A 17,755-nucleotide genomic window follows, 5' to 3' on the forward strand; every position below is an offset into this window, starting at 1 on the left:
TCAGCGCGTGGTCAGCACGACGTCGCTGAGCACCGGGGCGCCGTCGCGCTCGCCGCCGGCGACGACTGCCGAGCCGACGATGCGGTCGTCCTCGCGCCAGCCCTGCACGCGGATGGTCTCGCCGGGGAACAGCACGCCCGCGAACTTCACGCCGAAGCCGGCTACCTGCGTGGCGTCGCCGCCGAGCAGCTCCTCGGTGAGTGTGCGCAGCACGATGCCGTAGGAGCACAGCCCGTGCAGGATCGGGGCGGGGAAGCCGGCGGCCTTCGCGAAGTCCGGGTCGGCGTGCAGCGGGTTGCGGTCACCGCACAGGCGGTAGAGCAGGGCCTGCTGGGGCAGGACGTCGTACGTCGTGTCCGCGTCGGGGGAGCGCTCCGGGAGCGTGACGGGAGTGGCCGCGCCGCGGTCGCCGCCCCAGCCGCCCTCGCCCTTGACGAAGATCGACGAGCGGGTGGTCCACAGCTCCTCGCCGGCCGCCGAGACCGCCACGCCCTCCTGCCAGATGACCGCGGCCTTGCCCTTGTCCCAGATCTCGCTGATCCGGGTGGTGACCGTGGCCGAGCCCGACGTGGGGAGAGGCCCGGCCACGGAGATCGACTGCGACCCGTGCACGACCTGGGCGAGGTTGATGTCGCACCCCGGCAGGTCGAGCGGCGGCGGGTCGGTCATGTGGAACGTCGGCACGACGACGCCGAACGACGGCAGCACCTGTAGCGCCGGTCCCTCGAGCGTGTACGCCAGGTCGGTCGCGCCGATCGCGAGCTGGTAGAGCAGCACGTCGCTCTCGGTCCAGTCGAACTCGACCGATCCGAGCTCGGCGCCGATCGCGACGGACGGGTCGATGGGCATGTCAGGTCTCCTGTGACGACGAACGGGGTTTCGAGGCTCGCTTCGGACGCACCTCAACCGCCGTTCTTCGCGATGTCCTCGGCGGCGAGGTAGCCGAACGTGAGGGCGGGTCCGATGGTGGCGCCGGGGCCGGCGTACGTGCGGCCCATCACGGCGGACGAGACGTTGCCGGCGGCGTACAGACCGGGGATCGCGGACCCGTCGGGCCGCAGCACCCGGGCGTGCTCGTCGGTGACCAGGCCGCCCTTGGTGCCGAGGTCGCCGGGCACGATCTTCACGGCGTAGAACGGCGCCTGGTCGATCACGTGCAGCGAGGGGTTCGGCTTGACCCGGGGGTCGGAGTAGTACTTGTCGTAGGCGCTCTCCCCACGGTGGAAGTCCTCGTCGACGCCGCGCGCGGCGAAGCCGTTGAACCGCTCGACGGTCTCGACCAGTGCGTCGGCCGGCACGCCGATCTCGGCGGCGAGCGCCTCGAGCGTGGCGGCCTTCCGGACCGTCCCGTTCTTGTACCAGCGCCCGGGGAACGGCTGCCGCGGCGAGAGCCCGGCGAACAGGTAGCGGTTGCGGTAGCGCTGGTCGATCACCATCCAGGCCGGCACGTGGCCGACACCGGTCGCCTCGCCGGCGTAGATCTCGTGGACCGCCTCGACGTACGGCAGCGCCTCGTTCATGAACCGTCGGCCGGCCTGGTTGACGATGATCGAGCCCGGCAGGTTGCGCTCGGCCAGGCAGAACCACGGCCCGGACGGCAGCGGGATCGTCGGGCCCCACCACGCGTCGTCCATCAGGTCGGTCTGGGCGCCAGCGGCGATGCCGGCGAGCACGCCGCCGCCGGTGTTGAACTGCGAGCCGGTCGTCCAGTCGACCGACGTCGGCTGCGGCTGGTACTTCTCGCGCATCTCGAGGTTCTTCTCGAACCCGCCGCTGCCGAGGATCACACCGCGCCGGGCCCGGATCACGGTCTCGGCGCCGTCGCGCAGCACGCGTACGCCGGCCACCCGGCCGTCCTCGAGCACCAGGTCACGCAGCTCGGTGTCGTAGTGGACGGGCACGCCGGCGTCCATCAGGCCCTTGCGCAGCCCGATCGCGATCGCGTTGCCCATCGCGAACATCTTCTGGCCGCGCACCAGGCTCACGAGGCGCCGGAGGAGCACCTTGGCCATCGTCAGCGGGCCACGGATCGTGCGCAGGCCGAGGCTGATCTTCCGGAAGTCCGCCTGGGTGACGATCATGTTGGCCGGGGCCTTGGTGTACTGCGGGTGCAGCCGCTCGAGCTCCTCACCGAGGAACCGCGCGTCCATCGGGATCGGCTCCGCCGACCGGCCCGCGGCCCGGCCGCCGGGCGCCTCCGGGTGGTAGTCGGCGTACTGCGGCACCCAGGTGAACCGCAGCGGCGTGCGCTCCTTGATGAAGTCCATGACCTCGGGCCCGCGCGCGAGGTAGGTGTCGCGACGCACCTTGGGCACGACGTCGCCCACGATCGAGTCCAGGTAGAGGCGCGACAGCTCCGGGTCGTCACCCTGTCCGGCGGTCCGGAGTGCGTAGTTGTTCGGGATCCAGACGCCGCCCCCGCTGCGCGCGGTCGACCCGCCGAAGTACGCGCTCTTCTCGATCAGCACGGTGTCGAGGCCGCGCGCGGCGGCGGCGAGCGCGGCGGTCATGCCGGCGCCGCCGGCGCCGACCACGATGACGTCGACGCTGTCCGGCAGAGCGGCCGGGGAGGGGGTCGTCATGGCCAGAAACTGTAACAGGTTCTACTATCGGTCACGTGACCTCCCAGCAGTCGGGCCAGCACTCGCGCGCGACCTCGATCGAGGCCGCCGTCGAGCGACTCTCGCAGGCCCAGGCGACCCGTGTCCCGTGCGCGCCCGTCCGGGACCTGATCGGCACCGACGACCTGGAGGCGGCGTACGCCGTGCAGCAGGGTCTCGTGCGGGCCCGCATCGCCGGGGGAGCCCGCGTGGTGGGCCGCAAGATCGGCGCGACGTCCAAGGCCGTCCAGGACCAGCTGGGCGTCGACCAGCCGGACTTCGGCTACCTGCTCGACGACATGGACGTCTCGCCCACGGGCGGGGACGAGCCGATCTCGATGCGCACGCTCCTGCAGCCGCGGGTCGAGGCGGAGGTCGCCTTCGTCCTGGCCGGCGACCTGGACCTGCCCGAGGAGGAGATCACCCTCGACGCCGTGCGCGCTGCGGTCGACGTCGCCCTCCCGGCGCTGGAGATCGTCGACTCGCGCATCGACAAGTGGGCCATCGGGTTCACCGACACCGTCGCCGACAACGCCTCCAGCGGGCTGTTCGTGGTCGGCACCGACGGGCGTGGGCTGGACGACCTGGAGCCGCGCGACGTCGTGATGTCGCTGACCATCGACGGCGAGGAGCGCTCGGCCGGCAACGGTGCCGCCTGCCTGGGCGACCCGCTCGAGGCGCTGCGCTGGCTGGCCGTGCAGGCCGCCCGGTTCGGCGACCCGCTGCGCGCCGGCCACCTGATCCTGTCCGGGGCCCTGGGCCCGTTCGTGCCGTTCGCCCCGGGAGACCGGGTCGTCGCGACCATCAGCGGCTTCGCGCCGCTCAGCGTCACTTTCGAGGAGTGAGTTCCGTGCCAAAGAAGACCGCCGCGATCGTCGGGCCCGGCAACATCGGCACCGACCTGATGTACAAGCTGCTGCGATCAGAGGTCATCGAGCCACGCTGGATGATCGGGGTCGACCCGTCCTCGGAGGGCCTCAAGCTGGCCGCCGCGCAGGGGCTGGAGTCCACCCACGAGGGCGTCGACTGGCTGCTCAAGCAGGACGAGCTGCCGGACCTGATCTTCGAGGCGACCTCGGCTTACGTGCACCGCGAGTACGCCCCGCGCTACGAGGAGGCGGGCATCCGGGCGATCGACCTGACCCCGGCCGCGGTCGGGCCGGCGGTGATCCCGCCGGTCAACGGCGAGGCGCACGTGGACGCGATGAACGTCAACATGATCACCTGCGGCGGCCAGGCGACGATCCCGATGGTCGCGGCCGTCTCGCGCGCCGCCACCGTCTCCTACGCGGAGATCGTGGCCTCGGTCTCCAGCATGTCGGCCGGCCCGGGCACCCGGGCGAACATCGACGAGTTCACCCGCACCACGGCCAACGGGGTCGAGACGATCGGTGGCGCGGCGCGTGGCAAGGCGATCATCATCCTCAACCCGGCCGAGCCGCCGATGATCATGCGCGACACGATCTTCTGCGCGGTCCCACCCGACGCCGACCGTGACGCGATCGTGCAGTCGGTGTTCGCGATGGAGAAGGCCGTCCAGGAGTACGTGCCGGGCTACCGGCTGCTCCAGGAGCCCCAGATCGACGACCCCTCGCCCGCCACGCAGGGCCAGACGAAGGTCGCGATCTTCGTCGAGGTCGAGGGCGCGGGCGACTTCCTCCCGCCGTACGCCGGCAACCTCGACATCATGACCGCCGCCGCCACGCAGGTCGGCCAGAACATCGCCAGGAGCATGCTGTGAACGACATCAACGAGCTGACCCGGACCTGGTCCGGCACCCACGGCACGGAGCCCTGGGGCGAGCTCGACCTGCGACTGACCGACACCTGCCTGCGCGACGGGTCGCACCACAAGCGGCACCAGTTCACCGCCCAGGAGTGCCACGACATCGTCGAGGCGCTCGACGCCTCGGGCGTGCCGGTGATCGAGGTGACCCACGGCGACGGCCTGGGCGGGTCGTCGTTCAACTACGGGTTCTCCAAGACCTGGGAGCAGGAGCTGATCAAGATCGCGGCCGAGACCGCGAAGCGCGCCAAGATCGCCTTCCTGATGCTGCCGGGCGTCGGCACCAAGGACGACATCCGGGCCGCGCAGGACAACGGCGGCCAGATCTGCCGGATCGCCACCCACTGCACCGAGGCCGACGTCTCGATCCAGCACTTCGGGCTGGCTCGCGAGCTCGGGCTGGAGACCGTCGGGTTCTTGATGATGAGCCACACCCAGCCGCCCGAGGTGCTCGCCAAGCAGGCGCGGATCATGGTCGACGCCGGCTGCCAGTGCGTGTACGTCGTGGACTCCGCGGGCGCGCTGATCATGGAGCAGACCGCCGACCGGGTCTCGGCGGTGGTCGCCGAGATCGGGGACGTGGCCGACGTGGGCTTCCACGGCCACGAGAACCTCGGCCTCGGTGTCGCGAACACCGTGATCGCCGCGCGTGCGGGCGCGACCCAGATCGACGGGTCGGTGCGCCGCTTCGGCGCGGGCGCGGGCAACACGCCGCTGGAGGCGTTCATCGGGGTGTGCGACAAGCTCGGCTGGACCACCGGCGTCGACTTCCTCCAGATCGTCGATGCGTCGGAGGACGTCATCAAGCCGGCCATGCCCGAGGAGTGCCAGCTCGATCGGATGACGCTGATGATGGGCTACGCCGGTGTCTACTCGAGCTTCCTCAAGCACGCCGGCAACGCCGCCGATCGCTACGGCGTCTCGGGCGCGAAGATCCTGCTCGAGGCCGGGCGTCGCAAGCTGATCGGCGGCCAGGAGGACCAGCTCATCGACATCGCGCTGATGCTGAAAGCGGAAGCGGAGAAGGTCCGAGCCGACGCCGGCACGGCGTAGATCAGCGGCGCCGCTCGCGCCGCCGGAGCAGCCACACCACCAGCACGATGATCGCCGCGACGAGCACGAGTTCCGGAAGGCCGATGCCGAACATCACGCCAGCCTAGAACGATCGCAGCCAGGCGGCGATCGGTCCGGCTGCCACGTCGGCGGCGAAGATGCCCAGGTGGTCGACGCCGGGGACCAGCTCGACCGTGGTCGGGTGCCCGGCGCTCTCGAGCGCGTCCGCGAACTGCGTGGTGAAGCTGACGGGCACCAGGTCGTCGTCCTCGCCGTGCAGGAGCAGGGCCGGCACGTCGGGACGTAGGGTTGCGCGCTGCACCGGGTTGGCCGCGTGCCAGGTCGCGGGGTCGTCGTCCGGGTCGGTGCCCAGCAGCGCGGTCGCGAGTTCCGGCACGCGGCTGATGTCGTAGGGGCCGCTGAGGCCGATGAGGGCGTCCGGCTCGACCACCGGGGCGGTGCAGGTGGGGGAGTAGTCGGCGAAGGCGAGGACGGCGAGGGCCGCCAGGTGGGCCCCCGAGGAGTGGCCGAGCACGGCCACCCGCGTCGGGGCGAACCCGCGCGAGCGTGCCTCGGCGGCTGCGGTCGCCACCGCGCACACGACGTCTTCCACGGGGACCGGGTAGACCACACCGTCGGCTCCCGCGCGGATCCGGGCGGTGGCGGCGACGATCCCGGCGTCGGCGAGCCGGGCCGCGAGCCCGGCCAGGCCGGTCGGGTCCGCGGTGGTCCACGAGCCGCCCGGCACGAGCACGACCAGCGGCGCCCGACCCGGTTCGGCCGGCAGGTAGAGGTCCTCGGTCAGCCCGAGGGCGTAGGTGACCGTGGCCGTCGGGGACGGACCGGGCTCAGCGGTCGGTGCGGTGTCGCTGCAGCCAGCGACGAGGAGCGCCAGTCCCAGCGCGGCGACACCGATCGGGCGTCGTACGGCCAGCTCGACCATGCCGCACCACCTCCGCGTCAGCAGTCTCCGCGGAGCGGACGCGCAAGGGCCAGAGGCCTACGTCCCGGTGTTGAAGCGGCAGCGCCGAACCGGCTACGAGGCCAGCGAGCCGGCGAAGATCTGCCAGGCGAGCGCCGACTTCGCCACCAGGCTGAGCACCAGGTAGGACTTCTCGCCGAACGCGTAGCTGCGCCACGGGCCGACCTGGCGGTACTGCAGCCACTGGTTGAGCGCGAAGCTGTTGAAGAACAAGAACAGCGACACGAAGATGCCGACCACGAACCCCGGGACCTCCTCGGCTGCCACCAGGTTGTAGCCGATCGCCACCCAGGGGGCGCGCCGGCGACGCAGCCGAACCAGAACGGCCTCATGGTCACCGTCGACCGGCCGGGCGGGTTCGCGGACTCTTGCAGCCAGCCGAACAGGATCATCGAGACGTTCGCGCCGGCGATGGCGATCCGGCCGGGGTGCCCGGCGGGCCCTCGGGCAGCGACCGGGTCACGGTGACCGTGAAGTCGGTCGCCAGCGCGAGCACCGCCACGGCTTGGGCCAGGTGCAGCACCGTGAGCCCGAGGTTCCAGCCGCGCAACGACCGCAGGCTGCCATCGTCGACACCGGAGGCGGTAGTGGCGCTCGGGCTCGTCATGGGCCCATCATCCGGGTGGCCACCAGCCTTCGGCACAGAAAGGACCGAAGGCATCTCAGGTCGGGACCTTCCTCCGCTACATTTCCGCGCCGGACGGCCGATGCTGGAGATGTCAGAGAAAAGATCCCCACCGTCCACCAGGACCCACCATGTCTCTCGCCACGCTCGTCGCCCCCGCCACTCTCACCGAAGCCGTGATCGTCGCGGTCGGGAACGGCGCCTGGTCTCCCGCCGAGATCCTCGTCGCCGTCGCCGACCAGCACGCCGACCGCTGCGACGTGATCGCCACGCTGTGGGACCTGGTCGACGCGGGCACGCTGATCTTCGTCCCCGACTTCACCTACCCCGCCTTCCGGCTCGCGCGCCCCTGATCCACCGGCCGCACGGCCGTAACACAACCTTCACGAGCTACCGCCCGCCCCGTCTCGACCAAAACGAGAACGTGTTCTAGTATTGCTCCTGTCCGACCACGACAGGAGCTGCGATGTCCCAGGCTGTTCTCGACGGCGTCCGTGACCTGCTGCCCGGGATCCGGGAGCGGGCCGACGAGGCCGAGCGTCTTCGTGTCGTCCCCGAGGCGTCGATCAAGGAGCTGGAGGAGGTCGGGTTCTTCCGGCTGCTCCAGCCCCGCCGGTTCGACGGCCACGAGGCCGATCCCGTCGACTTCTACACCGCCGTCCGTGACATCGCGGGCGCCTGCGGCTCGACCGGCTGGGTCTCCAGCGTGGTCGGTGTGCACCCGTGGCAGATCGCGCTGTTCCCCGACGCGGCCCAGCAGGCGGTCTGGGGGAGCGACACCACGACGCGGGTGAGCTCGTCGTACGCCCCGACCGGCAAGGCCACCGTCACCGACGGCGGATACACGCTCTCGGGCAAGTGGAGCTTCTCCTCCGGGTGCGACCACTGCAGCTGGGTGCTGCTGGGCGGACTCGTGTTCAACGACGAGGGCCAGGTCGTCGACTTCAAGACGTTCCTGGTGCCGCGCGAGAACTACACGATCAACGACGTCTGGAACGTCGTCGGGCTCTCGGGCACCGGCTCCAACGACATCGTGGTCGAGGACGTCTTCGTCCCTGCGGACTTCACGCTCTCGATGGGCGACACCGGCCGCTGCTTCGGTCCGGGCCAGGAGCAGAACCCCTCCGACCTCTACAAGCTGCCGTTCCACTCGATCTTCACCGGCACCATCACGACGCCGATCATCGGGATGGCGATGGGTGCGTACGCCGAGCACGTGGAGATGCAGCAGAAGCGGGTGCGCGCGGCCTACCTCGGCGAGAAGGCGTCGCTCGACCCGTTCGCCGCCGTCCGCATCGCCAAGGCGTCCTCCGACATCGACGCCGCTTGGGCGCTGCTGGTCAACAACATCCGCGAGGAGCAGGCCTGCGTCGCGAAGGGCGAGAAGATCCCGCTCGGGCTGCGATTGAAGGTACGCCGCGACCAGGTCCTCGGCACCCAGCGCGCGATCGACGCCATCGACTCGCTGTTCGAGGCCTCCGGCGGCCGGGCGCTCGCGACCGGCACCTACCTGCAGCGTGCCTGGCGCGACGCCCACGCCGGCCGCGTGCACGCCGCCAACGACCCGGAGCGGGCGCTGCAGATGTACGGCGCGCACGAGTTCGGGCACAAGGTCGACCCGGGGATGTACTGAGAGTGTTCGCCAAGGAAGACGTCCACCGCTCCGCGAAGGCCGGGGACATCACCCTCAGCTACTACGAGGCGGGGGAGGGTGCCGGGCTGCCGCTGGTCATGCTGCACGGCGGCGGGCCGGGCGCCTCGGCGTGGTCGAACTTCGGGAGCGCGCTGCCGACGTTCGCGGCGTCGTACCGCACCCTGCTCGTCGACCAGCCGGGCTTCGGCGGGTCCGACAAGCCGCCGGTGGTCGGCAACTACTACCGGCACTCGGCCGACTACGTCGTCAAGCTCCTCGACGAGCTCGGCATCGACCGGGTGCACCTGCTCGGCAACAGCCTCGGCGGCGGTACGGCGATGCGGCTGGCGCTCACCTATCCCGACCGGGTCGGCCGGCTGATCCTGATGGGGCCGGGCGGCCTCTCGCTCAACCTGTTCCACGCCGACCCGACCGAAGGCGTGCAGCGCCTGATGGACTTCGGTGCGGACCCGACGCGCGAGAAGCTGCGCGCGTTCATCTCCACGATGGTCGTCAACCAGGCGCTGGTGACCGACGAGCTGGTCGAGGAGCGGTTCGCTGACGCGACCGCCCCCGGGGCCCAGGAGGCGATGCGCTCGATGGGCATGTCGTTCTGGAACCCCGAGACCGCCGAGGACGGCATGCTCTGGCGCGAGGCGCACCGGCTGCGCAAGCACACGCTGCTGACCTGGGGGCGTGAGGACCGCGTCAACCCGCTCGACGGCGCGTTCGCCGCGCTCAAGCTCATCCCCAAGGCCCAGCTGCACGTGTTCCCCAACTGCGGGCACTGGGCGCAGATCGAGGCGGCCGAGGAGTTCGCCGAGGTCTCGACCGCGTTCCTCTCGCGCCATGTCGAACGTTCTCGGAAGGACACCGCGTGACCATCGACATCAAGTCCATGGGCTACGTGCGCGTGGCCAGCACCGACCTCGACCAGTGGACGACGTTCGCCGGCAAGGTGCTCGGCCTCGCCGCGGGCCGCGGACCGAACCCCGACCACCAGTACTGGCGCATCGACCAGGTCTCGGCCCGGCTCGTGGTGTTCCCCTCCGACGTCGACCAGCTGGCCTGCGTGGGCTGGGAGCTGGCCGACCACCGGGCGCTCCAGGAGGCGCGCGAGCACCTCGCCAAGGCGGGCGTGGAGTTCGAGGAGGGGACGCGCGAGGAGCTCGACGAGCGCCGGGTCCAGGAGCTGGTGCGGTTCCGCGACCCGTGGGACAACGTCTTCGAGCTGTTCCACGGCATCACCTACGAGTCCCGCCCCGTGGTGACGCCGTACGCCGCGACGTTCGTGACCGGCGACCAGGGCATGGGCCACATCGTGCTGCCGGTGCTCGACGACGTCGAGGCGCTGCGGTTCTACACCGACGTGCTCGGCTTCCGGCTGCGCGACTCGATGAGCATGCCGGGGGAGTTCGTCGGCAAGGAGCCCGGCTCGAAGGTGTGGCTGCGGTTCCTGGGCGTGAACCCCCGTCACCACTCCCTGGCGTTCCTGCCGATGCCCAACCCCGCCAAGTGCGTCCACATCATGCTCGAGGTCGACGAGCTCGACCACGTGGGCAGGGCACTGGAGCGGGTGCGCAAGCACAAGGCGCCGCTCTCGGCCACGCTCGGGCGGCACATGAACGACGAGATGATCTCGTTCTACGTGAAGTCGCCGGGCGGGTTCGACGTGGAGTTCGGCACCGACGGTCTCACCGTCGACGACGGTCGGTGGGTGGCCCGGGAGTCGACCGCGGTGTCCTACTGGGGCCACGACTTCGGCGGCGGGGCGCATTGAATGTGGCCGGGTGAGAAACTGGGGCTCATGACCTCGGAGCCGACTCCCCAGGTGCCCACTCCTCAGGTGCCCAGCCGCGAGATCCCGGAGGGCATGAGTCCGGACGCCCGGGAGACCTGGCCGAGCCCGGAGCTGATCAGCTCCTGGCTGGGAGACCAGGACATCGACTTCGAGTTCCGTCCCGGCGAGGACATCGCCGTCCACGACGACCCCGAGACGGTGGCGGCCGCGCGGCGCTTCCGCGACGTGCTGGGCCGCTTCGCCTCCGGTGTCACCGTGGTCACGAGCGTGAGCAACGACGAGCCCGTCGGCATGACCTGCCAGTCGTTCTCCAGCGTCTCGCTCGACCCGCCTCTGGTGCTGTTCATCCCCGCGAAGACCTCGCGGGCCTGGCCGCTGATCCAGCGGTCCGGCAAGTTCTGCGTGAACTTCCTGGGTGCGGACCAGGCCGAGCTCTCCAACACCATGGCCAGCCGTGGCGTCGACAAGTTCGCCGACGTGAAGTGGACGCCCTCCCCGTCCACCGGCTCACCGGTGCTCGAGGGAGCGCTGGCCCAGGTCGACTGCACGATCCACACCGTCCACGAGGCGGGCGACCACTACGTCGTGATCGGCCGGGTCGTCGACCTTGTGACCGACGACTCGGCCGTGGATCCGCTGCTGTTCTTCCGCGGTGAGTACCGCACCACCGACGGCCGCTGACTCAGCCGGCAGGCAGCCGGTCGGACTCGTGCTTGCCGAAGCCGGTCCAGGTGGTGCGCCGCGGGTTCGCGACCGACCGGGGCAGGTCGGCGCCGGCCTCGGACGCCGGGTCGAGCAGGGCCTCGGACTCCGTCGAGGTCAGGGCGAAGGTCGTCATGTCCACCACGGTAGGAGTGAACTCCTGTGACTGGCGAGGCTTCGAGCCGATCACGGCCATGAGGTCCAGAGCGATCGGTAACGTCTCGTCCACGAGTCGTCCACAAGCCTTCCCGAGGGCACTCGGAGGCTGCTAGGCCGGTGGGTCGACGTTGACCGTCGAGATGCCGCCGCCGGCGCGGACGATCACGGCGAGCGAGGGTACGTCGAGCGGGTTGCTCTCCCGGTGCACGGTGAACGCCGGCACGTGGACGAAGTCGCCCGGGCCGGCATCGACGTACCCCTCGTGTCCTTCCGACTCCAGGCGCAGCACGCCGCGTACGACGTACAGCGTCGACTCGTTCAGGTCGTGGTGGTGCCAGCCCGACACGGCGCCGGGTGCGGTCTCGACCTGCCCGGCCCACAGACGAGGCAGCTCGAAGGCGCGCTCGCGGTCCATCCCCGGCGTCGGGTCGGCGGCGACCAGGTCGCCGGAGGTGAACACGCGCACGGGCGGTGGGGTGGCGTCGAATCGGACCATCAGTCCGCTCATGTACGAGGCGGCCTCGGGGCTGTCGGCCGGCCAGACGGCGTGGGCGCGGAAGGCGAAACCGTCCTGGTCGGCGGCCTCCCAGTCGAGGACCACCGACTGGCCGACCGCCAGGGTCCGGTACCCCTCCATCCGCACGCTCGAGACGTGGGCCCAGCACCCGCCCGGAGTCTCGGGTGAGTCGAGGACGCCCCAGCCCTCGAGGCCGTCCCAGCTGCGGACCGTGCCCGTCGTACGCATGGGCCCATGCTGCCACCTGGCCGGGTCGTGGAGGTGGAGCGTTCGATTCTCCAAGCGCGGCACCATCGCCTAGAATCACCCGAGGGGGGATGGGTGTGGAAGGTCCGGGGATGAGCGCGTCGGAGGAGATCTATCGCGTCTCGTGGGACGCCGAGAACCAGATCGCGCGACTCGACTGGACGCCCGGGGCCTTCTGTGACCTTGCCACCGCCGAGTGCGTCGACCGTGAGGTCCAGGAGCTCGGACGGGGCAAGGTCCGGCTGCTGGTGGACCTGCGCCCCGACGCCTCGATCGACCGCGCGGCGCGGCACTTCTTCATCAACCTCCACGAGCACTACCTGGCGGTCGCTCTGCTCGCCGGCTCACCCGCCACTCGGATGCTGGCGAACTTCTTCCTCGGCTTCAAGCGCGGGGCGGTACCGGTGCGGATCTTCACCTCCGAGCTCGAGGCGGTCGACTGGATCAGGAGCGCAGGGTGACGGCCACCGGACGCCGTGGCATCGAGGCCGTGATCGACCTGCTCACCCGGCTCGCCAGGGGTGACTACGAGGCGCGGGGTGATCGGACCGGCCTCGATGAGGACTTCGAGGCGGTCGTCGTCGGGATCGAGATGCTGGCCGAGGAGCTGGCCGCGCAACGCGCCGAGCTCGAGGCGAAGGTTCGCGACCGCACCGCCGAGCTCGAGGTCGCCCGCAACCAGGCCATCGAGGCATCTCGCCTCAAGTCGCAGTTCCTGGCCACGATGAGCCACGAGATCCGCACCCCGCTCAACGGCGTGATCGGGCTGGGAGGGCTGCTGCTCACGACCGACCTCGACGCGGTCCAGCGGCGCTACGCCCAAGGGCTGACCGACGCGGGCGAGGCGTTGCTCGCGGTGATCAACGACATCCTCGACTTCTCCAAGCTCGAGGCAGGCATGGTGGAGATCGAGCACCGGGACTTCGAACCCCGTCAGCTGGTCGAGGGGGTCGGCGCCATCTTGTCGTCGCCGGGCTCGCTCTCCGACGTCGAGCTGATGGCGCACTGCGACCCAGCCGTCCCGGACCGGCTCGTGGGCGACGAGGCGCGGCTGCGCCAGGTCCTGCTCAACCTGGGATCCAACGCGATGAAGTTCACCGAGCGAGGCGAGATCGCCATCACCGCGAGGGTCGCGGGATGGGAGGGTCGCCATGCTCGAGTCCGGTTCGAGGTCGCCGACACCGGGATCGGCATCGACGCCCAGGCCCAGCGGACCCTGTTCGACTCGTTCACGCAGGCCGAGGCGTCCACCACTCGCAAGTACGGCGGGACGGGGCTCGGCCTGTCCATCTGCAAGAGCCTGACCGAGGCGATGGGCGGGTCGATCGGCGTCGAGAGCGCGCCGGGCCGCGGCAGCACGTTCTGGGTCGAGGTCCCGCTGCCGGTGGCTGCGGCACCGGTGCGCCCAGGACCCGACCTGCGCCGGCTGGAGGGTCGCCGGGTGCTCGCCGTCGACGACAGCGCGAGGCACCGGCGCATCCTCCAGGCACAGCTCGACGAGTGGGGGCTGCGCCCGGACGTGGTGGCACAGCCCGAGGCGGTCCTGCCGCTGCTCCACGCGGCACGCGCGGCCGGCAGCCCCTACGCGGCCGTGGTGCTCGACCAGGGACTGCCCGGCGTCGACGGCGTCGCGCTGGCCCGCCAGGTGTCCGCGGACCCCGCCCTGGCCGGGACCCGGCTGGTGCTGCTCAGCTCCGGCCCCGAGCTCGGCCCCGGGGCCCTGCGGGCTGCCGGCATCGACCGGGCGCTGGCCAAGCCGGTCCGCAGCCCGGCGCTCCTCGAGACGCTTCTCGACCTCCTGCCCGCCGTTCCCGAGCCGGTCCTGCCGCGGAGCCGCCCGGCGCGACCGGCTGTCGAGGGCGAGGGCCGTGGACGCGTGCTGGTGGTCGAGGACGACGGGCTCAGCCAGGTGGTGGCGGAGGGCGTGCTCACCCAGCTCGGCTACCGGGTCGACCTGGTCCAGAGCGGAGTCGAGGCGGTCGAGGCGGTTGCGGCGACGACGTACGACCTCGTGCTCATGGACTGCCACATGCCGGTGATGGACGGCTTTGCGGCGACCGCGGAGATCCGTCGGCGCGAGGCCGGCGGCGCCCGGGTGCCGATCGTCGCGTTGACCGCGGCGTCGACGCCCGACGAGCGGGCCCGCTGCCAGGCCGTCGGCATGGACGGCTTCTTGGCCAAGCCCCTCGACGGAGCCGAGCTGGAGGCGGTCCTCGACGAGTTCGCGCATGCCGAGCAGGACGCCCTGTCTCCCGACGAATCCGCCGTGCCGCAGCCGCAGGTGGACCCGGGCATCCTGGACCCCGACCGGCTGACGATGCTCCGGGGGCTCGGGCCCAACGACGGCCGCGGGCTGCTGGCGACGGTGGCCGACGTGTTCACCACCTCGACCCCTCTGCTGCTGACGGCCCTGCGGGATGCCGCCCACCGCCGGGACGGTCCGAGTCTGCGCCAGGCCGCCCACAAGCTGGCGGGCAGCGCAGCCAACCTCGGCGCGGTGCGGGTCGCCGACCTGGCCCGACAGATCGAGGCATCCGCCGAGGACGCCCCCGATCCGGCGCTGATCGACCGGCTCGAGGCCGAGCTCGACTCGGCCCGGCAGACCCTGTGCGCCGTGCTCCAGGGCTGACGGCCGGCTCGCTCAGAGGGTCAGCGCCGCCCGGTGCGCGCGCGGCGTGCCGAAGAGCTGACCGAGCGCGTGCGCGCGCTTGAACACCAGGTGCGCGTCGTGCTCCCAGGTGATCGCGATGCCGCCGTGCAGCTGGACGGTCTCCCCGGCGATGTGGGCGAGCGCGTCGCCGCAGTAGGCCTTGGCGACGTGGGCGAGCTGCTCCGCGTCGCCGGTGCGGTGGGCGACGGCGTACGACGCCGCCCAGGACGCCGAGCGGGCCATCTCCAGCTGCACCAGCATGTCGGCCATCCGGTGCTTGAGCGCCTGGAACGAACCGATCGGCCGGCCGAACTGCACCCGCTCCTTGGAGTAGCTCACCGTCATGTCGAGGGCCCGGGCGGCACAGCCGACGGCCAGGGCGGCACAGCCGACCGCGCCGACGATCCGGGCCCGGTCGCGGGCGGCGGGCCCGTCGCCGATCCGGGTCGCGGTCGCGGTGTCGATGTGGACGTCCGCCAACCGGATCGTCTGGTCCATCGAGGGGGTCCAGGTCCGCTCGGTCGCCCGCGCGTCGGCCTCGAAGAGCCCGTCGTCGGTGGCGACCACGAGGACCGTGGCCAGGTCGCCGTCGAGGATGGGAGCGTCGCCGTCGGCGAACGCCGCGACCTCGCCGGCCGCGATCCGCGGGAGCAGCCGCTCCTTCGCCGCGTCGTCGGCGCCGGCCAACAGCGCCTGCGAGGTGACCAGCGAGGACAACAGGGGAGAGGGGGCCAGCGACCGGCCGACCTCCTCGAGCGCCACGAGCGACTCGAACAGCGAGAACCCGGCCCCGCCGTACTCCTCGGGAATGCCGAGCGCGGCGACCCCGATCTGCTCGCAGAGGGTCTGCCACAGCGCCTCGTCGTAGGTCGGCACCCGCGGGTCGGCGCGCTTGGCGAGCAGCGAGCGCACGGTGGAGGCCAGCTCCTGCTGTTCCTCGGAGAACGCGAAGTCCATCAGCCGGCCAGCCCGTCGAGGACCCGCGCCCGGTGGTAGGCCGGCGTGCCCCACGCGGTGACCAGGGCCCGCACCTTCGTCAGCCAGATGCTCAGGTCCAGCTCTTGGGTGTAGCCCACCGCGCCGTGCACCTGCAGGCCCGCGCGTGAGGAGCGGTACGCCGCGTCCGCGCAGGCGATCTTCGCCGCCGACGCCGGCACCTCGCCCAGTGCCGCCCCGTAGACGAGCGGGCGGGCGAAGTCCAAGGCGATGCGCACGTCGGCCAGCGCGTGCTTGATCGCCTGGTAGGACCCGATCTCGCGTCCGAACTGCCTGCGCTGCTTGGCGTAGGCGACGGTGTCGTCGAGGATCCGCTCGCCCGCCCCGAGCAGCTGCGCCGAGACGGCGAGGACGGCAAGCTCGAAGGCGTCGCCGTGGACCTCGCCCGTGCCCGACACGGCGAAGAGGCGGCGGGTCCGGTCGACCGACCCCACCCGCTCGCCGACCGAGCCGGCCGGCGCGGTGCCGACGTACACCTGGTCGGCGACGTCGGCGTCCAGCGCGTACGGCACCACCGGCGGCAGCGCGACGGTGGCGACGCCCTCGACCTCGCGGCCGAGCGCCACGGGGAGGTACGCCGCGGACTCGACCCACGGACCGGGCACGGCGTAGCGGCCGAGCGCCTCGAACGCGACGACCACCTCGACCGGGGTCGCGTCGGTGGCGAGCGATGTCACGCCGAGGTCGGCCAGCCGGGACCAGAGCCTCAGGCCGGGATCGTGGACGCCGTCGGCCCAGGCCCGGGCCACCGCGGTGGTGTCGGCGGCGGACAGGAGCGAGTCGAGCGCGGCCGCGAAGTCGCGCTGATCGTCGTCGAGCAAGAACCTCACTTGCCGACCCCCTTGGGCTCGCGCGGGAGGCCGAGGATGCGCTCGGCCACGATGTTGCGCTGGATCTCGTTGGTGCCGGCGTAGATGGGACCCGACAGCGAGAACGTGTAGCCGTCGAGCCACCGCGACTCGAGCTCCGCCTCGGGGCCGAGCAGGTCGAGCGCGGTCTCGTGCAGGGCGATGTCGAGCTCGGACCAGAACACCTTGTTGACGGACCCCGCCGCGCCCATGTCACCGCCGGCGGCGAGCCGGGTGACCGTGCCCCAGGTGTAGAGCCGGTAGGCCTGCGCCTTGACCCACGCGTCGACGACACCGTCGGCGTGGGTCGGGTCGGGGGCCGAGCGGTACAGCTCGACCAGTCGGTCGGCAGCGGCGCAGAACCGCCCGGGGGAGCGCAGCGAGAGGCCGCGCTCGTTGCCGGCGGTCGACATCGCGACCCGCCAGCCGTCACCCGGCGCGCCGAGGACGTCGGCGTCCGGGACGAACACGTCCTCGAAGAACACCTCCGCGAAGCCCACCTCGCCGTCGAGCTGCGCGATCGGACGCACGGTGATCCCGTCGGCGTCGAGGGGAAACAGGAAGTACGTCAGGCCGTGGTGCCGCTCCGCCTCGGGGTCGGAACGGAACAGTCCGAACCCCCAGTGGGCGAAGCTGGCCCGTGAGGACCAGGTCTTCTGGCCGTTCAGCACCCAGCCCCCGCGCTCGTCGTCGCGGCGCGCGGTGGATCGCAACGACGCCAGGTCGGAGCCGGCCTCGGGCTCGGACCAGCACTGCGCCCAGATCTGCTCGCCGGTGGCCATCGAGGGCAGGAACCGGTCCTGCTGTTCGGGCGTCCCGTGGTCGAAGATGATCGGCGCGAGCAGGAAGATGCCGTTCTGCGACACCCGACCGGGTGCGCCCGCCCGGTAGTACTCCTCCTCGAAGACCACCCACTCCACCAGCGACGCGTCGCGGCCGTGGTAGGTCTCGGGCCAGGAGACGACGGCCCACCGGGCGTCGGCCAGCCGCCGCTCCCACTCCTGGTGGGCGAGGAAGCCGCCGGCGGTGTCCATCGAGGGCAGCGGCTCGGCCGGCACGTTCGCCGCCAGCCACGCCCGCGCCTCGTCGCGGAACGCGACCTCGGACTCGGACAGGGTGAGATCCATCGTCAGTGGTTCCTCTCGGATGGTTTCGAGG

The 17,755-nt window shown here is 71.5% G+C and carries 19 protein-coding genes and 1 pseudogene; 10 read left to right on the forward strand and 10 right to left on the reverse strand.

Features of this window, described 5'->3' with window-relative positions:
* A complete protein-coding gene (locus AC3ANS_RS09760) occupies positions 1–849 on the reverse strand; it encodes a MaoC family dehydratase (RefSeq protein WP_488295967.1) in 849 nt (282 codons plus the stop codon).
* 53 nt (positions 850–902) lie between these two features.
* Positions 903–2,582, reverse strand: a complete 1,680-nt coding sequence (kstD, locus tag AC3ANS_RS09765; protein ID WP_488295968.1) for a 3-oxosteroid 1-dehydrogenase — start codon at positions 2,580–2,582, stop codon at positions 903–905.
* 35 nt (positions 2,583–2,617) lie between these two features.
* On the opposite strand from kstD, the gene AC3ANS_RS09770 reads away from it, so the two are divergent.
* The 3 genes from AC3ANS_RS09770 to dmpG are packed head-to-tail and all read left to right on the forward strand — an operon-like array spanning position 2,618 to position 5,438.
* Entirely contained in the window at positions 2,618–3,445 is an 828-nt protein-coding gene (locus AC3ANS_RS09770) for a 2-keto-4-pentenoate hydratase (RefSeq protein WP_488295969.1), read from the forward strand.
* A gap of 5 nt (positions 3,446–3,450) precedes the next feature.
* Entirely contained in the window at positions 3,451–4,341 is an 891-nt protein-coding gene (locus AC3ANS_RS09775) for an acetaldehyde dehydrogenase (acetylating) (protein ID WP_488295970.1), read from the forward strand.
* Between the two features lie 5 nt (positions 4,342–4,346).
* On the forward strand, positions 4,347–5,438 hold the full coding sequence (gene dmpG, locus AC3ANS_RS09780) for a 4-hydroxy-2-oxovalerate aldolase (RefSeq protein ID WP_488296465.1): 1,092 nt from the start codon (positions 4,347–4,349) through the stop codon (positions 5,436–5,438).
* A gap of 103 nt (positions 5,439–5,541) precedes the next feature.
* Here dmpG and AC3ANS_RS09785 read toward each other — a convergent pair whose 3' ends face one another.
* The 3 genes and pseudogenes from AC3ANS_RS09785 to AC3ANS_RS09795 all read right to left on the reverse strand — a co-directional run bounded on the left by AC3ANS_RS09785 (position 5,542) and on the right by AC3ANS_RS09795 (position 7,027).
* The gene (locus AC3ANS_RS09785; RefSeq protein ID WP_488296466.1) at positions 5,542–6,243 is read right to left on the reverse strand and encodes an alpha/beta hydrolase family protein; all 702 of its coding nucleotides are present in this window, start codon (positions 6,241–6,243) and stop codon (positions 5,542–5,544) included.
* 231 nt (positions 6,244–6,474) lie between these two features.
* Positions 6,475–6,812: pseudogene (gene heR / locus AC3ANS_RS09790) on the reverse strand (heliorhodopsin HeR).
* Positions 6,809–7,027: a hypothetical protein gene (locus AC3ANS_RS09795; protein WP_488295971.1), complete on the reverse strand. Its 219-nt coding sequence runs from the start codon at positions 7,025–7,027 to the stop codon at positions 6,809–6,811. Before AC3ANS_RS09795 ends, heR begins: the two are co-directional and overlap by 4 nt.
* Positions 7,028–7,176: 149 nt before the next feature.
* Between AC3ANS_RS09795 and AC3ANS_RS09800 the strand changes: the two genes are divergently transcribed.
* From AC3ANS_RS09800 to AC3ANS_RS09820, 5 genes are all read left to right on the forward strand, one after another.
* The gene (locus tag AC3ANS_RS09800; RefSeq protein ID WP_488295972.1) at positions 7,177–7,398 is read left to right on the forward strand and encodes a hypothetical protein; all 222 of its coding nucleotides are present in this window, start codon (positions 7,177–7,179) and stop codon (positions 7,396–7,398) included.
* Positions 7,399–7,511: 113 nt separating this feature from the next.
* The gene (hsaA, locus tag AC3ANS_RS09805) at positions 7,512–8,678 is read left to right on the forward strand and encodes a 3-hydroxy-9,10-secoandrosta-1,3,5(10)-triene-9,17-dione monooxygenase oxygenase subunit (RefSeq protein ID WP_488295973.1); all 1,167 of its coding nucleotides are present in this window, start codon (positions 7,512–7,514) and stop codon (positions 8,676–8,678) included.
* A gap of 2 nt (positions 8,679–8,680) precedes the next feature.
* A complete protein-coding gene (hsaD, locus tag AC3ANS_RS09810) occupies positions 8,681–9,559 on the forward strand; it encodes a 4,5:9,10-diseco-3-hydroxy-5,9,17-trioxoandrosta-1(10),2-diene-4-oate hydrolase (protein WP_488295974.1) in 879 nt (292 codons plus the stop codon).
* Positions 9,560–9,561: 2 nt separating this feature from the next.
* Complete coding sequence (gene hsaC, locus AC3ANS_RS09815) at positions 9,562–10,458, forward strand: iron-dependent extradiol dioxygenase HsaC (protein WP_488296467.1); 897 nt, start codon at positions 9,562–9,564, stop codon at positions 10,456–10,458.
* A 27-nt stretch (positions 10,459–10,485) separates the two neighbouring features.
* Entirely contained in the window at positions 10,486–11,160 is a 675-nt protein-coding gene (locus tag AC3ANS_RS09820; RefSeq protein WP_488295975.1) for a flavin reductase family protein, read from the forward strand.
* 1 nt (position 11,161) lies between these two features.
* On the opposite strand, the gene AC3ANS_RS09825 is transcribed toward AC3ANS_RS09820, so the two are convergent.
* On the reverse strand, positions 11,162–11,317 hold the full coding sequence (locus tag AC3ANS_RS09825; RefSeq protein WP_488295976.1) for a hypothetical protein: 156 nt from the start codon (positions 11,315–11,317) through the stop codon (positions 11,162–11,164).
* A 132-nt stretch (positions 11,318–11,449) separates the two neighbouring features.
* Positions 11,450–12,085, reverse strand: a complete 636-nt coding sequence (locus AC3ANS_RS09830; RefSeq protein WP_488295977.1) for a cupin domain-containing protein — start codon at positions 12,083–12,085, stop codon at positions 11,450–11,452.
* Between the two features lie 110 nt (positions 12,086–12,195).
* On the opposite strand from AC3ANS_RS09830, the gene AC3ANS_RS09835 reads away from it, so the two are divergent.
* Both AC3ANS_RS09835 and AC3ANS_RS09840 read left to right on the forward strand, forming a co-directional pair.
* Positions 12,196–12,564: a DUF7793 family protein gene (locus tag AC3ANS_RS09835; protein ID WP_488295978.1), complete on the forward strand. Its 369-nt coding sequence runs from the start codon at positions 12,196–12,198 to the stop codon at positions 12,562–12,564.
* A complete protein-coding gene (locus AC3ANS_RS09840; protein ID WP_488295979.1) occupies positions 12,561–14,732 on the forward strand; it encodes a response regulator in 2,172 nt (723 codons plus the stop codon). Before AC3ANS_RS09835 ends, AC3ANS_RS09840 begins: the two co-directional genes overlap by 4 nt.
* 12 nt (positions 14,733–14,744) lie before the next feature.
* Here the strand turns inward: AC3ANS_RS09840 and AC3ANS_RS09845 are convergent, their stop codons facing one another.
* From AC3ANS_RS09845 to AC3ANS_RS09855, 3 genes are read right to left on the reverse strand one after another with little or no spacing between them, the layout of a single operon-like run.
* Positions 14,745–15,710, reverse strand: a complete 966-nt coding sequence (locus tag AC3ANS_RS09845) for an acyl-CoA dehydrogenase family protein (RefSeq protein WP_488295980.1) — start codon at positions 15,708–15,710, stop codon at positions 14,745–14,747.
* Entirely contained in the window at positions 15,710–16,579 is an 870-nt protein-coding gene (locus AC3ANS_RS09850; protein ID WP_488295981.1) for an acyl-CoA dehydrogenase family protein, read from the reverse strand. Before AC3ANS_RS09850 ends, AC3ANS_RS09845 begins: the two co-directional genes overlap by 1 nt.
* On the reverse strand, positions 16,576–17,724 hold the full coding sequence (locus AC3ANS_RS09855; RefSeq protein WP_488295982.1) for an acyl-CoA dehydrogenase family protein: 1,149 nt from the start codon (positions 17,722–17,724) through the stop codon (positions 16,576–16,578). Before AC3ANS_RS09855 ends, AC3ANS_RS09850 begins: the two co-directional genes overlap by 4 nt.
* Between the last annotated feature and the right edge of the window lie 31 nt (positions 17,725–17,755).

It is taken from the genome of Nocardia sp. 149-1B, assembly GCF_057747975.1.

Bases quoted from the DNA above. Each gene is read 5' to 3' on its own strand.
- AC3ANS_RS09760 (WP_488295967.1), bottom strand. From the start codon at position 849: ATGCCCATCGACCCGTCCGTCGCGATCGGCGCCGAGCTCGGATCGGTC.
- kstD (WP_488295968.1), bottom strand. From the start codon at position 2,582: ATGACGACCCCCTCCCCGGCCGCTCTGCCGGACAGCGTCGACGTCATC.
- AC3ANS_RS09795 (WP_488295971.1), bottom strand. From the start codon at position 7,027: ATGACGAGCCCGAGCGCCACTACCGCCTCCGGTGTCGACGATGGCAGC.
- AC3ANS_RS09800 (WP_488295972.1), top strand. From the start codon at position 7,177: ATGTCTCTCGCCACGCTCGTCGCCCCCGCCACTCTCACCGAAGCCGTG.
- hsaA (WP_488295973.1), top strand. From the start codon at position 7,512: ATGTCCCAGGCTGTTCTCGACGGCGTCCGTGACCTGCTGCCCGGGATC.
- AC3ANS_RS09820 (WP_488295975.1), top strand. From the start codon at position 10,486: ATGACCTCGGAGCCGACTCCCCAGGTGCCCACTCCTCAGGTGCCCAGC.
- AC3ANS_RS09825 (WP_488295976.1), bottom strand. From the start codon at position 11,317: ATGACGACCTTCGCCCTGACCTCGACGGAGTCCGAGGCCCTGCTCGAC.
- AC3ANS_RS09830 (WP_488295977.1), bottom strand. From the start codon at position 12,085: ATGCGTACGACGGGCACGGTCCGCAGCTGGGACGGCCTCGAGGGCTGG.
- AC3ANS_RS09835 (WP_488295978.1), top strand. From the start codon at position 12,196: ATGAGCGCGTCGGAGGAGATCTATCGCGTCTCGTGGGACGCCGAGAAC.
- AC3ANS_RS09845 (WP_488295980.1), bottom strand. From the start codon at position 15,710: ATGGACTTCGCGTTCTCCGAGGAACAGCAGGAGCTGGCCTCCACCGTG.
- AC3ANS_RS09855 (WP_488295982.1), bottom strand. From the start codon at position 17,724: ATGGATCTCACCCTGTCCGAGTCCGAGGTCGCGTTCCGCGACGAGGCG.